This window comes from Azospirillum halopraeferens DSM 3675 (genome assembly GCF_000429625.1).
Lineage (GTDB): Bacteria > Pseudomonadota > Alphaproteobacteria > Azospirillales > Azospirillaceae > Azospirillum > Azospirillum halopraeferens.
On record NZ_AUCF01000015.1, the window covers coordinates 41340 to 55428 of the forward strand.

General features: G+C 70.2%; 13 protein-coding genes and 1 tRNA gene. 5 read left to right on the forward strand and 9 right to left on the reverse strand.

The genetic code is table 11. The features are described 5' to 3' along the window. Positions 1 to 15 precede the first annotated feature (15 nt). Together G472_RS0115465 and G472_RS0115470 are read left to right on the forward strand one after the other, a co-directional pair. Positions 16 to 519 (forward strand): TRAP transporter small permease, encoded by a 504-nt coding sequence (locus G472_RS0115465; RefSeq protein ID WP_035692588.1) that lies wholly within the window; start codon positions 16 to 18, stop codon positions 517 to 519. Next, positions 519 to 1802, forward strand: a complete 1284-nt coding sequence (locus tag G472_RS0115470; protein WP_029009120.1) for a TRAP transporter large permease — start codon at positions 519 to 521, stop codon at positions 1800 to 1802. The genes G472_RS0115465 and G472_RS0115470 overlap by 1 nt, the downstream gene beginning before the upstream one ends. Here G472_RS0115470 and G472_RS0115475 read toward each other — a convergent pair. The 5 genes from G472_RS0115475 to G472_RS33505 all read right to left on the reverse strand — a co-directional run bounded on the left by G472_RS0115475 (position 1793) and on the right by G472_RS33505 (position 5535). Then, a complete protein-coding gene (locus G472_RS0115475; RefSeq protein ID WP_029009121.1) occupies positions 1793 to 2719 on the reverse strand; it encodes a DMT family transporter in 927 nt (308 codons plus the stop codon). The two genes, G472_RS0115470 and G472_RS0115475, sit on opposite strands and share 10 nt — an antisense overlap. Before the next feature lie 4 nt (positions 2720 to 2723). Next, on the reverse strand, positions 2724 to 2945 hold the full coding sequence (locus tag G472_RS33500; RefSeq protein ID WP_051340895.1) for a hypothetical protein: 222 nt from the start codon (positions 2943 to 2945) through the stop codon (positions 2724 to 2726). 135 nt (positions 2946 to 3080) lie between these two features. After that, the gene (locus G472_RS0115485; RefSeq protein WP_029009122.1) at positions 3081 to 3809 is read right to left on the reverse strand and encodes an FkbM family methyltransferase; all 729 of its coding nucleotides are present in this window, start codon (positions 3807 to 3809) and stop codon (positions 3081 to 3083) included. Positions 3810 to 3863: 54 nt separating this feature from the next. Next, positions 3864 to 4622 (reverse strand): sulfotransferase domain-containing protein, encoded by a 759-nt coding sequence (locus tag G472_RS38120; protein ID WP_084536675.1) that lies wholly within the window; start codon positions 4620 to 4622, stop codon positions 3864 to 3866. 43 nt (positions 4623 to 4665) lie between these two features. Then, positions 4666 to 5535 carry a glycosyltransferase family 2 protein gene (locus tag G472_RS33505; RefSeq protein WP_169732816.1) on the reverse strand — a complete coding sequence of 290 codons (870 nt, stop codon included), beginning with the start codon at positions 5533 to 5535 and terminating at the stop codon, positions 4666 to 4668. Between the two features lie 291 nt (positions 5536 to 5826). Between G472_RS33505 and G472_RS37255 the strand changes: the two genes are divergently transcribed. After that, a complete protein-coding gene (locus G472_RS37255) occupies positions 5827 to 7632 on the forward strand; it encodes an O-linked N-acetylglucosamine transferase family protein (protein ID WP_051340874.1) in 1806 nt (601 codons plus the stop codon). Positions 7633 to 7692: 60 nt separating this feature from the next. Here G472_RS37255 and G472_RS0115505 read toward each other — a convergent pair. Next, a tRNA-Thr gene (locus tag G472_RS0115505) sits at positions 7693 to 7767 on the reverse strand. A 173-nt stretch (positions 7768 to 7940) separates the two neighbouring features. On the opposite strand from G472_RS0115505, the gene G472_RS0115510 reads away from it, so the two are divergent. Further along, entirely contained in the window at positions 7941 to 9116 is a 1176-nt protein-coding gene (locus tag G472_RS0115510) for an ABC transporter substrate-binding protein (protein WP_051340875.1), read from the forward strand. Positions 9117 to 9174: 58 nt separating this feature from the next. Continuing rightward, on the forward strand, positions 9175 to 11784 hold the full coding sequence (locus G472_RS0115515) for a methyl-accepting chemotaxis protein (RefSeq protein ID WP_029009125.1): 2610 nt from the start codon (positions 9175 to 9177) through the stop codon (positions 11782 to 11784). On the opposite strand, the gene G472_RS0115520 is transcribed toward G472_RS0115515, so the two are convergent. Genes G472_RS0115520 through G472_RS0115530 form a run of 3 tightly spaced genes read right to left on the reverse strand, consistent with a single transcriptional unit; the run spans position 11762 to position 14058 of the window. Then, the gene (locus G472_RS0115520) at positions 11762 to 12211 is read right to left on the reverse strand and encodes an ArsC/Spx/MgsR family protein (RefSeq protein WP_029009126.1); all 450 of its coding nucleotides are present in this window, start codon (positions 12209 to 12211) and stop codon (positions 11762 to 11764) included. The genes G472_RS0115515 and G472_RS0115520 overlap by 23 nt on opposite strands. Continuing rightward, positions 12204 to 13109: an ADP-ribosyl-[dinitrogen reductase] hydrolase gene (gene draG / locus G472_RS0115525; RefSeq protein WP_029009127.1), complete on the reverse strand. Its 906-nt coding sequence runs from the start codon at positions 13107 to 13109 to the stop codon at positions 12204 to 12206. The genes G472_RS0115520 and draG overlap by 8 nt, the downstream gene beginning before the upstream one ends. Before the next feature lie 40 nt (positions 13110 to 13149). Then, a complete protein-coding gene (locus G472_RS0115530) occupies positions 13150 to 14058 on the reverse strand; it encodes an NAD(+)--dinitrogen-reductase ADP-D-ribosyltransferase (protein ID WP_029009128.1) in 909 nt (302 codons plus the stop codon). Positions 14059 to 14089 lie beyond the last annotated feature (31 nt).

The window sequence follows — 14089 nt, forward strand, 5'->3', positions numbered from 1 at the left end:
CGCACCCGGCCCCCCATGCCCCCCATTCCCGGTCCCGAGGAGGACCCCGACGCCCCGCGCGTGCCGGTCACCATCGAACGCGCGCTGGCCGCGCTGGCCATGGCGGCGATCTGCCTGGTCACCTTCGGCAACGTGGTGGTGCGTTATTTCACCAACGTCTCCTTCGCCTTCACGGAGGAGTACGCGATCTTCCTGATGGTGGTGATGACCTTCCTGGGCTCCGCCGCGGCGGTGGCGGCCGACCGCCACATCCGCATCACCGCCCTGGTCGACCGGCTGCCCCGCGCCTGGCGCCGCTGGACCGACGTTGCGGCCTGGACGTCGGCGCTGATCATGTTCGCCGTGATCATCTGGTACGGCGGGCGCCTGACCTACGACCAGTGGCGGTTCGAGGAGACCTCGCCCGGCCTCGGCAACCCGCAATGGCTCTACACCGTGTGGATGCCGGTGCTGGCGGGCGTCGTGGCGTTGCGGGTGCTGGGGCGGATCGTCCGCCTTCTGCGGCGGCGGAGGGCGTGATGGCCACGGGCATTCTGTTTCTTGGATTTCTGGCGCTGATGCTGATCGGCGCGCCGCTGGCGGTGGCGCTGGGGCTGGCCGGCTCCCTGGCCATCCTGGACGCCCAGCTCGGCATCCTGTCGGTGCCGACCAACGTCTACACCGGCATCGCCAAGTACCCGCTGCTGGCGATTCCCGTCTTCATCCTGGCCGGCCTGATCTTCGAGCGCGCCGGCGTCGCCGGACGCATCGTCGCCTTCGCCTCGTCGCTGGTGGGGCCGCGCAACGGCGGCCTGGCGGTGGTGGCGATCCTGGTGTGCATGGTGATGGGCGGCATCTCCGGCTCCGGTCCGGCCGATGCGGCGGCGGTGGCGACGGTGATGATCCCGTCCATGCGCAAGGCCGGCTACCCGGCCCCCTTCTCCGCCGGCGTCATCGCCGCCGCCGCGGCCACCGCCATCCTGATCCCGCCGTCGGTGGCCTTCATCATCTACAGCGTGCTGGTGCCGCAGGCGTCGGTGCCGGCCCTGTTCGCGGCGGGCGTGGTGCCCGGCCTGCTGGCCGGCCTGTCGCTGATCGTGCCCACCGTGTGGCTGGCGCGCCGCCACGGCTTCGGTCTGGTGGACACCGGGCCGCGCCCGCCGGTGTGGGAGAGCTTCAAGGGGGCGATCTGGGGCCTGCTGGCGCCGGTCATCATCCTGGGCGGTCTGCGCACCGGCCTGTTCACCCCCACCGAGGCGGCGGTGGTGGCCGTGTTCTACGGCCTGGCGGTGGGGCTGTTCATCTACCGCACCCTGACCTGGCGCGCCCTGTACGAGGCGCTGGCCGAGGCGGCGGAGATGGCGGCGGTGGTGCTGCTGATCCTGGCGCTGGCCAGCGTCTTCGCGTGGGCCGGCAGCACGCTGGGCGCCTTCGACCGGCTGGCCGGCGCGGCGGTGGCGGCCACCGGCAACGAGACGCTGATCCTGATCCTGCTCAACCTGGCCCTTCTGGCCCTGGGCATGGTGCTGGACGCGGTGTCGATCTTCCTGATCCTGCTGCCGCTGCTGGTGCCGATCATGCAGGCGTTCGGCTGGGACCCCGTGTGGTTCGGCGCCATGATCACCATGAACCTGGCCATCGGCCAGTTCACGCCGCCGCTGGCGGTGAACCTGATGGTGACCACCCGGGTGGCCGGCGTCACCATCGAATCGACGGTGCCGTGGGTGCTGTGGATGGTCGCCGCCATGCTGGGCGCGCTGGCGCTGGTGGTCGCCTTCCCCGGCCTGTCCCTGTGGCTGCCGCGCACGCTGGGTTATCTGTGATCCACCCGCCGGGTTGCAAGCGCGATGCCGGCGGCGATCAGGGCGATGCCGACACCGTGGAACCAGTGCGGCCGCTCGCCCAGCCAGCCGATGGCGAGCAGGCTGCCGAACACCGGCATCAGGTGGATGGACAGGCCGGTGCGGTTGGCGCCGATCACCGCCACCGCCCGGTTGAAGCAGAGGTAGGCCAGGATCGACGGGAAGACCGCGACGTAGGCGATGGACCCCAGCGACACGGCGTTGACGGCCAGCGGCCGGCCGCCCAGGCTTTCGGCCAGGTAGACGGGCAGCAGCATCGCCGCCCCCAGGGTGAAGGTGGCGGCCAGGAGGCTGAGGCCGTGCACCGCCGGACGGCGGCGCAGCAGGGCCGTGTAGGCGGCGTAGGCGAGCACCGCGGCGATGATCCAGAGATCGCCGGTGTTGAAGCGCAGCCCCGCCAGGGTGGCGGGGTCGCCGCGGGCGATCAGCGTCAGGGCGCCGGCCAGCGAGACGGCGATGCCCAGCCCCTGCAGGGGCGCCACCGGTTCGCGGAACAGCATGAAGCTCATGGCGACGATCAGCACCGGCATGGCCGACTGCATCATCACCGCGTTCAGCGCCGTGGTGTCGGCCAGGCCGATGTAGACGAAGGTGTTGAAGCAGGCGATGCCCAGCGCCGAGAGCACCAGCACGATCCACCGGTGCGCCAGCAGCACCTCCAGGTCGCGGCGCAGGTGGGGCCAGGCGAAGGGCAGCACGATCAGCGCCCCCAGCGCCCAGCGCCAGAAGGCCAGCGCCACCGGCGGCACGGCGTCCGCCACCGCCCGGCCGAGCACGAAGTTGCCCGACCAGAACAGGGGCGGCAGCATCAGCAGCAGCCAGGGCTGCGCGAACAGCCCGGCCGCCGGCCGTGCCGGTCCGGTGGTGCCGGCGGCCATGGTGTCAGCCCCGCCGCCGCGGCTTGCCGGCCGGGGGCGCCGGCGGCGCCTTCAGCTCGGCCTCCAGATCGGCGATGCGCTTGGCCATGGTGGTGCGCAGGGTCGGCGCGGCATGGCTCTTCAGCGCGGCGAACTGGTCCTTCAACTCGCGGAGCTGGCGTTCCTTCTGCTCGCGCGAGCGCTTGATGGCGACGTTGTCGGAATGCTGGCCCTCGAAGGCGCGCATGGATCGTTCCTCGGACTGATCGGCGGGACCGGCCATGGCCGGCCCCTCGGGAACGAGGGAGTACGACGGCCCGGGGGGCGATTGCAACGGGGCGCATGGCACCCTTGCGGGGGGTGCGCCTATGCCCGGTGCCGGTCAGCGCGGTGCCGGCGAACGATGGCACGCGACGATCAGGCCATCGGGCTGAAAGGCCGGGGCCGGATCAGCATGCAGGAGATCGTACCGGGCCGCGAGCAGGGTGCGGACGCCCTCAAACAGAGCCGGCCCATGGGTGCCCACGATCAGCGAGCGGATGCGTCCTGAAGCGAGCAAGTCCGGCACGGCGGCGAGCACCTCCAGTTCGCTCCCCTGGATATCGAGTTTCACAACGTCCGCGGCGGCGCCGACATCCGCCATCAGGTCGGCAAGGGTAATCGTGGGCACATTGATCGTCGCCCCGGGCCGACCGGTCTTTCCGGCCGATTTCAGGTGACTGCCATAATGGAGCGGCACGAACTCGGACATTCCGGCGTGTGAGGAGATGGCATTGGTGCGCACCTCGATGGCGCCGTCGTCCAAGCCGTTCAGCGCCGCATGGGCGACGATGGCGTCGGCGTGGGCCGAAAGTGGCTCTATGGCAAGAACCCGTGCAAGCGGGTGCCTTTGCTTGACCAGGATGCTGTAGTAACCGACGCCGGCACCGATATCGATGAAGATCGGTTCATCGGTTCCACACCGCTCCAGCAGTCGTTCAAGCCATGCCTCTTCTTCCGGCTCGTGCAGGTTCGGATTGCCCGGCTCCTGATACCGTGCGAGCTGGACATCCAGCAGCATGTGCCGGAACAGGGTTACCCCGTTTGCGAAGCGGTAGGTTTCCGGTGTCATGATGCGCCATGTCAGAGGGGGATCTGCCGGTTGCCAGCGGGCCCGGGCGTCGCATCAATAGCCCGCCCGGGCCACGATGTCACCATGATGCCGCCGGAACAGTGCGACCTGTTCGTCCGAGAGATACTGCTTGAAGTTGCCGGCGCTCTTTTTCCAGAAGAAATGGCCGTCCTTCCTCGTTGATTGCTCGGCCCTTTCGGCTGCGGCATACACACGCTGACGGTCGGTAGTCAGGAAGTCCGCCAACCCGTCCAACGCACGGGCGCGGTCGGAAATCATATCCTCATAGCGGAGAACCAGCGTATTCGGACGCGGCAACCAGGACGACACGTTGTCCATCCATGACCCGGATCGTGCAAACTGCGGCTGCAATGTTCCGTACACGACGAATGCCTTGAAGAACAGATCCAGGCTTCCGTCCTGCAACGCCTGATCAACACCGGAACAGGGGATGGAAAACGGTCCTGACGCGGGCGGCCGCAAAGACTGATCCGCCACCGATTCGGGCTTCAGCAGGAAATAATTGAGCTGCGACAGAAACACATCGAGGGGATGTCGGACAATATAGATGTATTTTGTCTGTCGTATCGGCAAGCCCTGGAAGGCACCGATGGGGGTTTTATCATGACTCTTATAGAATGATATCCGCCGCCCTGCGAGATCAACGTACGGCGCATCGAATATATTATTCTTATAACAATCAGGAACAGCGGACCAGTCTCCGCCAAAGAACATTTCCGATACCACCGCCCGCAGCCACGTGTTTCCGGATTTCGGGAACGAGTAAATACCTATGAATTCTCGGGGATTCATGATTCACGTCTCCGGGTATTCAGCGATGGAGGTGTAAAGTGGCTCATGCCGGCTCGACAACGCAGGTGTAGCGTGCCCTGGCGTCGTCGAAGACGACACTGTGTATCGGTTCGGCGAAACGCTTCAGTTCGGGAGCCCCGAGGCCCGCACTCCGCAGCCGGAACCAAGCGACATGGCCGTCGTTGGACGGCAATCGGTCGATGTCCACATAGCGTGCCAGCACCCGCCGCGCCTCCTCCAGGTACCGGTCGCGCTGACGCCGGCTCTTCTGGTCGTCGTGCCGGCGAAAGGCGGCCAGGGGCATGTCGATGCCCCACAGAACGGCGTGCTCGAAAAAGCGGGCCCAAAGCTCGAAATCAGCGGCAAGGGACAGCGTGCGGTCGAAGCGGCCGCCGGCCCGTTCCCACAGGCTGCGGCGCCAGAAGGTAGATTCCTGTTGTATGAAACCATTCGAAGCCCGATTGGCTCCCGGCAAATAGTCACCGCGCCGGAACGCAGCCGCACTGAATCCACCTTTGGGCCGGCAATGCAGTCCGCTGCCGCGCTCCGTCAGCACAAGAGGGAACCTGGTGGTCAGCCACTCCACCTCCGGGCAGTCATGGAAGATCCTCTGGACCGTCTGCACCGTCCACGGGCACAGGATATCGTCGGAATTGATCCATCCCATGATCTCGCCGTCGCTTCGGGAGAACCCCTCTTCGATCGCAGCATACTGTCCATCGTCAGGATGCGAACGCCAGTAATGCAGCCGGCCCTCATACCTCTTGATGATGGCGTCCGAACCGTCGGTCGAACCGCCGTCCATGACCAGATACTGCAACTCCGCACAACCCTGGCTGAGCACGGACTCAATCGTATCTTTAAGATACGCCGCGTGATTGAAGGATGGGGTGATGAGGCTGAAGCCGGGCATTGACATGTCCGTCGATCCTTCACGGCTCCGATTCGCCGGATGATGTGCACACAACCTGGTTCCTGCGAACCCATGGCGCCCTTTGCGAACCGCGAACGGGCTGCGAACTCTTTACGGCTTCCAATCGCAGGATGCTACCAATAGCTTTGCGACGCCGGCAGCGGTATCCCGGTGCATGAGAACCGGGCTTTCCGCCACAGGGGCCGGCGGGCATTGTCATAATGGCCGTACACCCCGCTTCCCGGCAGGTTCGCCTGCGCCCGTCCGCCCCCCCCCCCGGGACCCTCCGACATGAAGACACCCGTTGCACACCGCCCGGCCCCCCTCGACGACGCCATGGCGGCCGCACAGCGATGCCTCGGCGCGGGCCGGTGGGACGAGGGGTTGGCGCGGCTGGACGCCCTGCCCGGCGCGGTGGCGGCGACGCCGGCCGTTCTGGTCATGCGCGGCTTGCTCCTGCTGGGGGCCGGGCGGACCGGCGAAGCCCGCGGGGCGGTGCGGCGGGCACTGGCCGTGGCTCCCGATCATCGGGACGCCCATGTCCTGGCCGTGCGGGTCGAATCCGCCGACCGCCGGACCGGCGACGCCGACCGGCTGTTGCGCCGCGGCCTTCGCCTGCGCCCGGACGACGCCGTGCTGTGGCGCGACGCCGGCAGCGCCGCGTACGAGGCGGGGGCGCTCGGCGCGGCGCAGTCCGCCCTGCGCCGGGCGCTTGCGCTCGCACCCGCCGACCGCCGGGCGCGAGCGATCCTGGCGACGGTCTGCGCCCGCCTCTCGGCCGAGCGGCGCTTTCTGGGCGATCCGGAGGGTGCGCTTGCCGCTGCGGATCGCGCGGTGCGGCTGGACCCGGCCGTCGTGGCGGGGTGGTCGGCACGACTGTTCGCACGGCTGATGCTCGAAAGCACCACGGGCGCCGACCTGTACGCCGATGCCGCAGCCGCCGGACGGGCGCTCGGCGCCGCCGCGAAACCGGAAGCGGTGGCGCGGCGGCCCGAAGCGGGGCGGCCCGCCGGACGACCGATCGCCGTCGGGCTGCTGTCGACCTCGCTGGCGCAGAGTTCGGTGCGCTATTTCGTGGAGGGGTTGCTGCGGTCGGCCGATCCCTCGCGCATCGGCTTCACGCTCTACGACGAACCCGCCGACGGAGCGTCCGACGAGGCGTTCGAGGTTCCCGCCGGCGTCCGTTCGGTGGACGCCCGCGGACTCCGGGCCGGCGCACTGGCCGCGCGCATCGCGGATGACGGCATCGACGTGTTGATCGACCTGATGGGACACGGCTGGTACGGCCGGCGGCTGGCGGTGCTGATGGCCCGGCCGGCGCCGCACCTCGTCACGGCCATCGGCTATCCGGGCACGCTGGGGCTGCCCGTTCCCGTCCACAAGCTCACCGATCGGCTGATCCATCCGCCGGGCGGCCGCGAACGGCTGCACGAGGTGCCGCTCTACCTGCGCCACATGCATTGTTACGCGCCGCCGCCGTACGCACCGCCGGTGTCCACGCCGCGGGGCGACGGCTTGGTGTTCGTGTCCTTCAACCAGCTCTCCAAGCTCGGACCGACCGGTGCGCGCGCCTGGGCGGCGGCGCTTGCCGCCGTGCCGGGGTCGCGACTTCTGCTGAAGCGGCAGGATCTGGCCCGGGCGGACCGCGAGGCGCTGTTGGCACGGCTCGCCGGCTTCGGGCTGCCGCTCGACCGGATCGACTTCGATGACGCGGCGGATCACCACGCCGACCACCTCGCCGCCTACCGGCGCGCCGACGTGGCGCTGGACACCTATCCATACAACGGCACGACCACCACGTGCGAAGCGCTCTGGATGGGTGTCCCGGTCATCACGCTCGTCGGCGACCGGGAAACCTCCCGGACCGGCCTCTCCCTCCTCACCGCGGCGGGACGGAGCGATCTGGTCGCCGGCTCGGTCGAGGCGTTCGCCGCCTGCGCCCGCCGGCTCGCCGACGACGCCGACGGCCGCGCCGCCTTCCGCCGCGATGCCAGGACGCTGCTCTCCGCCTCCGCCCTGTGCGACGCCGAAGCCTATGCCAACGGGCTGGCCGGTGCGTTGGAACGCCTGGTCGACGGGGCGCCGGCCCGGCCGTGATGGCCGCCCGCCCCGGACATGGCAAGGGCCCGAAAGCGGTGAGCTTTCAGGCCCTTAGAATGGTGCCGCAGGTCGGATTTGAACCAACGACCTACTGATTACGAATCAGTTGCTCTACCCCTGAGCTACTGCGGCGTCGGGCGGCGACCATAGCGGCGTCGGGGGGGCGATGCAAGCGTGATATGGGGCGCCGAACCGGATTTTCCGGTCGGCACGACCCCTGACCATCGGCTTCGCACCATCATGTTAAGCGTTCGTTCAGTTTCCTGCACCAACAATATTGTACGAAAGTCCGGAGGGGGAATGCGATGGGGTGGCGGGCAGCGCTGGGCGGGTTGGTTCTGGCGGCGGCGGTGACGGTGTCCGGGCCGGCACCGGCCGGCGATCCCGGTGTCCACGACGATCGGATCGTGTTCGGCCAGGCTGCCCCCCTGGACGGGCCGGCCGCCGCCCTGGGGCTGGGCATGCGCGCCGGCATCCTCGCCGCCTTCGCCGAGGCCAACGCGGCGGGCGGGGTGCACGGGCGGCGGCTGGAACTGGTCAGCCGCGACGACGGGTACGAGCCGGCGCGCTCGGCCGCGGAAACCCGCCGGCTGATCGAGCGGGACGGGGTCTTCGCCCTGGTCGGCCCCGTCGGCACGCCCACCGCCAAAGCGGCGCAGCCCATCGCCGCGGCGGCCGGCGTTCCCTTCATCGGGCCGTTCACCGGGGCGGCGTTCCTGCGCGGCGCGGACCAGCCCACCACCGTCAACGTGCGCGCCTCCTACGACCAGGAAACCGAAGCCTGGATCGAACGGCTGACCGGCGATCTCGGCATCCGCCGCATCGCCATCCTCTACCAGGACGACGCCTTCGGCGAGGCCGGGCTGGCCGGCGTGGAAAAGGCGATGAAGGCGCGCGACCTGCCGCTGGTCGCCCGCGGCACCTATCCGCGCAACACCACGGCGGTCAAATCCGCCCTGCTGGCCATCCGCAAGGCAAAGCCCGAGGCGGTGGTGATGGTCGGCGCCTACGCACCCTCGGCCGAGTTCATTCGGCTGGCGCGGCGGCTGAAGCTCGACCCCGTGTTCGTCAACATCTCCTTCGTCGGGGCCGGCGCCCTGGCGGCGGACCTGGGGGAGGCCGGCGCCGGCGTGGTGGTGAGCCAGGTGGTGCCCCTGCCCGACGACGAGGGCATCCCCCTGGTCGCCGCGTTCCGCCGGGCGCTGGCCCTGGTGGAGGGCGGGCCGGAGCCGGACTTCGTCGCGCTGGAAGGCTACGCCGTCGGCCGGCTGGTGGTGGAGGCCCTGAACCGCCTGCCCGGCGAACCCACGCGCAGCGGCCTCCTGGACACCATCCGGCGGGTCGGCCGCTTCGACCTGGGCGGCCTGACGCTGACCTTCGGGCCCGACGACAACCAGGGCTCCGACAGGGTATTCTTCACGGTGATCGGGCCCGACGGCCGGTTCCGGGCGGTGGACAGCCTGGCCGGTCTGAAGGGCTGACGCGACGACGACGGCAAACCGCCGGCCACAGGCGGGGCATGAGGAGAGGAAGCGCACCATGGCGAAGAGCGCGACGGCACCCGGCGGCAGCCGGGCGGGCGGTCTGAGCATCGGCACCAAGCTGTTGGTAACGTTCGGGCTGACCGCCGGGCTGACCGTCGCCGCGGCGTTCGTCGCCAACGGCTCGTACGTGCAGATCGACAACAGCATCGAGGCGATCACCGAACGCGGCGTGCGCGCCCTGGACCTCTCGCGCGAGCTGGAGGTCGGCGCCGTCCGCCTGGGCGAACTGGCGCCGGCCCTGCGCACCGCCGAAAGCGAGTTCCTGCGGCGCGAGCTGGCCGACCGCATCGAGGCGCAGGCGCAGAGCGTCGCCAACGCCCTGGACGGGCTGCGCCGGCTGGGCATGCCGGAGGTGGACGCCGCCGAGGAGGCGGTGACCGGCATGAAACACGCCCTGGCCGAGCTGGCCGGCACCGTCACCGCCCTGGCCGACGCCCAGCGGGAACGGGCGCGCCTGCTGGAGATGTCCAAATCCGTGCACGCCGACCTGCTGGCCCGCTCCGCCGCGGTGGTCGAGGAGGCGACGGCCTCCATGCGCAACGGCGCCTCGGCCGCACTCGACGCCAACGGCATTGCCATCCGCCGCCTGATCGACGAGGAAGCCGGGGCGGTGCAGGCGGCGCTGGGCCTGTCGGCGGAGGCGAACCTGGCGGTGTCGCTGCTGATGGAAGCGGCCGGCACGGCCGACCCCGCCCGGCTGGAGCCGCTGCGCGAACGGTTCGAGATCGCCGGCCGCGGGCTGTCCCTGCACCTGGGCAATCTGCCCGACGGCAACGCCGCCGCGGAAGCCGCCATCCTCGTCGATTTCCTGCTCGACTACGGCCGCGGCCGCGACGACGTGTTCGCGCTGCGCGCCGCCGAACTGGCCGATGCCGGCCGGCCGGCCGCCGAACGCTCCGTGCTGGCCGGCCGCCGCGCCGGCATCCTGAAGGACATGACCGCGGTGCGCGACGAGCTGCTGGACGTCCTGTCCACCCTGGCCGACGAGGCGTCCTTCAACCTGATGATCGGCAGCGGCGACACCATCACCCGCAGCGGCGAACAGGTGGCGCGCCTGTTCAGCAACGAGGTGGAGGTTCTGCGCTCCGCCCTGGAGCTGCGCGGGGAGGCCAACCTGATGGCCGGGCTGCTCGCCACCGCCGCCAACGAAGCCGCGGCCTACGAGCTGTCGCAGCAGGACGCCGCCTTCCGGACGGCGGCCGAGGCCCTGGCCGCCGCCGCCGAGCGCAACGCGGCCTCCGCCGACGCCGCCACGCTGCGCACCGTCGCCGCCATGCTGACCGACATCGGCACCGGGCCGAAGGGCCTGTTCGCCCGCCGCTCCGCCGAACTGGGCCACGGTGCCCAGGCGCTGGGGCTGGACGAGATGATCCGCGCCAACACCCACACCCTGTCGGAACGGGTGGCGACCATCGCGGCGGCGGCCAAGGAGGCGATGACGCAGGCGTCGCAGGACGCCCGCGCCACCACGGACATGGCCCGCACGGTGATGATCGTGCTGGGGATGTCCGGTGTCGCCGCGGTGCTGCTGGTGGGCTGGTTCGTCGTGCGCAACGGCATCGTTCTGCGGCTGCGCCGTCTGACCGGCGCCATGAGCCGGATCAGCGAGGGCGACCTGAACGCCGAGGTGCCGACGGACGGCCGCGACGAGATCACCACCATGGCCGGATCCCTGGTGGTCTTCCGCGACAACGCCCGCGCCCTGGAACAGGAGCGCCGCCGCACCGAGGAGGAGCGGGAGCGCGCCGCCGGCGACCGCCGGCGCGCCATGCTGGACATGGCCGATCACTTCGAATCCAGCGTGCGCAGCCTGCTGGAGCGGGTGTCGCGCGCCGCCGACGACATGCACGGCATCGCCCGTCGCATGACCCACACCGCCGAGCAGACCTCGGGCGAGGCGGCGACCGCCGCCGCCACCTCCGAACAGGCGGCCGGCAGCGTCGAGGCGGTCGCCGCCGCCACCGAGGAGTTGTCCGTTTCCATCCAGCAGATCGGCGACCAGGTCAACACCTCCAGCCAGATCGCCCGGCGGGCCGCCGAGGAAGCCGAGCGGACCGACCACACCGTGGAAGGGCTGGCCGACGCCGCCGGCCGCATCGGCGAGGTGGTCAACCTCATCAACAACATCGCCAGCCAGACCAACCTGCTGGCGCTGAACGCCACCATCGAAGCGGCGCGGGCGGGCGAGGCCGGCAAGGGCTTCGCCGTGGTGGCGCAGGAGGTGAAGAACCTGGCCAGCCAGACCGCGCGGGCGACCGAGGAGATCTCCGCCCAGATCTCCGCCATGCAGACGGTGACCAGGGAATCGGTGGCGGCCATCCGGGAGATCGCCGGGACCATCCGCTCGATCAACGAGATCGCCACCACCATCGCCGCGGCGGTGGAGCAGCAGAACACCGCCACCCGCGAGATCGCCCGCAACGTCGGCGAGGCGGCCGATGGCACCCGGCACGTGCGCACCAACATCGACACCGTGGCCCGCGCCGCCGCCGACGCCGGTCAGTCGGCGCAGAGCGTGCTCGACGCCTCCTCCACGGTGGCCGATCAGGTGAAGGCGCTGGACAGCCAGGTCAACCGCTTCGTCAGCCAGATGCGCGCGGGGTGACGCCGGCGGCCGGCGGCGGGCACGGCGGCATGTCCGGCCGCACGCAGCCTTCCAGCGAACCGGCCGGCCGCTGCTCCGCCAGGCCGATCCAGGCGTCCACCGCGTCGACGTCGAAGCCGCAGCGGCGCTCCTCCCCCACCCGCATCAGCGGCCGGCGGATCAGCAGCGGCGTCGCCAGCAAGAGGTCGAGGGCGCCCGCCTCGTCCAGCGCCTCGGGCACCACGGCGCCGGACTTCACCGCCGGAGCGGCGCGGTTGAACCACTCCGCCACCGGCCGGTCGCCGAAGAAGGGGCGCAGGCTATCCCGCGTCCACGGCGCGCTCAGCAGGTCGCGCGCCTCCACCCGGTGCCCGGCCTCCTCCAGCAGGCGGCGCTGGCGGGCGTTGCCGGCGCAGCCGGGCTTCTCGTAGAACACCACCTCAACCATCGGTCCCTCCGGTTCGCAACAGCGGGGCGCGCGCCAGCAGGGCGTCGACCTGGGCGCGGATCTCCTGCTGGACGGCGGCGTCCAGCTTCTTCAGCCAGCGGCTCGGGATCGCCTCGACGCCGTAGGTGGCGCCGGCCAGCATGCCGGCAAGCGCGCCGGTGGTGTCGGCGTCGCCGCCCTGGTTCACCGTCTCCACCACGCAGGATTCCACGCCGTCGGTGCGGAAGTAATGGTGCAGCACGGTCTGCACCGTATCGACCACATAGGCGGTGGACAGGTTGCGGTAGGGCTCGAACTTGAAGGCGCGCCGCTGTGCCACCAGACGGTTCGCCACCTCGCGCACGGCGCGCACGCCGCCGCCGGCCAGCAGGACCCGCACCATCTCGCCGAAGGCCAGGGTCGCCGCGTCGGACAGGACGTTGTTGTGGGTGATGTGGGCCTGCTCCAGGCTCCAGGTGCGGAACGCGTCGTCGTCGCCCAGCGTCGCCAGCACCACCGGCAGGTTGCGCATCAGGGCACCGTTGCCGGCCAGATGCTCCCCCTCCGGCTCCTCCAGCGTGCCGTGCATGATGAAGCGGCGGATGCCGCGGCGGGTGGTGTCGCCCACGTCGACGGGCACGCCCTTCAGCCAGACCGCGAACTCCTCCGCGGCGCGCCGGACGTCCCAGTCGGGACCGGCCAGGATGGCGCGGCCCAGGTGGATCGACATCTCCGTGTCGTCGGTCACCTGGCCCGCCTGCAGGCGCAGCCAGCCGCCGCCCTTGATGTGCCGGTGCACGCCGTATTGGTGCGCAATCTCCCCTTTTGTCAGGAACTCGACAGTGGCACCCAGCGCGTCGCCGCAGGCGAAGCCGAGATAGGCGCCCAGGGCGCGGGAACGGAGGGTCGGATCGGTCATGCCCCGGATGCCTGCAAGATGGGGGCCGCTCGCCGGCCGGTCACAGCAGCGACACCGACACGCGGTAGTCGCCACCGACGACCAGATATTCGCCTTCACCCCGGAAGGGGTAGCGCGGCAGGATGTCGCGGAAGAAGACGATCTTCACCACCGGCACCCGGGCTTCCAGGATGTAATCGCCGAACTGGCCGGCGATCTCGCGGTCGGTGGAGAAGGAGCACAGGTTGTTCAGGCGCAGCACCGCGCTGCGCTTGTCCGGCCGTTCGAGGATGAAGTGCTCCTCGAAGTCGTTGACGCCGCGGTAGAGCGGGATCGCCATGGCGCGCGCCGGCATCGGCGCCTCCGGCCAGCCGCGGCGCATCCACCACTGGCAATACTCGTACAGCAGGTCGAGTTGCAGGTAGATGTTGTTGTTGTGGAAGCGCGTGGCCGTCTTCTCCTCGCCGTAGCGGTACCAGGCGCCGGAGGCGAAGCGGCGGATCGGCTCCTTGTGATAGGTGGGCATCAGACCGAAGCGGCTTTCCACCCAGCCCTTGAGCACCGCCCCCTCGGCGTTGTTGGAGTCGAACATCCACCCCTTGAGCAGGCGCAGGTAGCTGGCGCGGAACCGGCGCTTGCCATCGGCCCCTTGCGAGCCGGAGAAGTCGGGGTTGAGGTCGAAGGTGGCGGCGAGGTGGCGCTGGAACACCTCGGCCGCACGGTCGGCGTCGGGGGCTTCGTCCAGCGCCTCGAACAGGTCGGCGTGCTGGCCGCGGGTGCCGTGGATGCGCAGCGTGCGGGGCGACCCGTTGAAGGCGGCGGTGGACAGGACCTGTGCCGGCACGCCCACCATGTTGGTGCGGTGGCCGCGCAACGCCAGCGGCGAATCCGGGTCGATCCGCCGCCCGTAGGCGTCGCGGATCTCCGCAGCGCCGCCCGACCCGTCCCCGTCCGCCGTCCCGTCCGCCATACCCGCCGCAATCTCCATACTTTTTGTAAGG

Coding starts and splice junctions, on each gene's coding strand:
- draG (WP_029009127.1), bottom strand. CDS start 13,109: ATGACCGATCCGACCCTCCGTTCCCGCGCCCTGGGCGCCTATCTCGGC.
- G472_RS37255 (WP_051340874.1), top strand. CDS start 5,827: ATGAAGACACCCGTTGCACACCGCCCGGCCCCCCTCGACGACGCCATG.
- G472_RS0115520 (WP_029009126.1), bottom strand. CDS start 12,211: ATGGTTGAGGTGGTGTTCTACGAGAAGCCCGGCTGCGCCGGCAACGCC.
- G472_RS0115510 (WP_051340875.1), top strand. CDS start 7,941: ATGGGGTGGCGGGCAGCGCTGGGCGGGTTGGTTCTGGCGGCGGCGGTG.
- G472_RS0115465 (WP_035692588.1), top strand. CDS start 16: ATGCCCCCCATTCCCGGTCCCGAGGAGGACCCCGACGCCCCGCGCGTG.
- G472_RS33500 (WP_051340895.1), bottom strand. CDS start 2,945: ATGCGCGCCTTCGAGGGCCAGCATTCCGACAACGTCGCCATCAAGCGC.
- G472_RS33505 (WP_169732816.1), bottom strand. CDS start 5,535: ATGCCCGGCTTCAGCCTCATCACCCCATCCTTCAATCACGCGGCGTAT.
- G472_RS0115515 (WP_029009125.1), top strand. CDS start 9,175: ATGGCGAAGAGCGCGACGGCACCCGGCGGCAGCCGGGCGGGCGGTCTG.
- G472_RS38120 (WP_084536675.1), bottom strand. CDS start 4,622: ATGAATCCCCGAGAATTCATAGGTATTTACTCGTTCCCGAAATCCGGA.
- G472_RS0115470 (WP_029009120.1), top strand. CDS start 519: ATGGCCACGGGCATTCTGTTTCTTGGATTTCTGGCGCTGATGCTGATC.
- G472_RS0115475 (WP_029009121.1), bottom strand. CDS start 2,719: ATGGCCGCCGGCACCACCGGACCGGCACGGCCGGCGGCCGGGCTGTTC.
- G472_RS0115530 (WP_029009128.1), bottom strand. CDS start 14,058: ATGGCGGACGGGACGGCGGACGGGGACGGGTCGGGCGGCGCTGCGGAG.
- G472_RS0115485 (WP_029009122.1), bottom strand. CDS start 3,809: ATGACACCGGAAACCTACCGCTTCGCAAACGGGGTAACCCTGTTCCGG.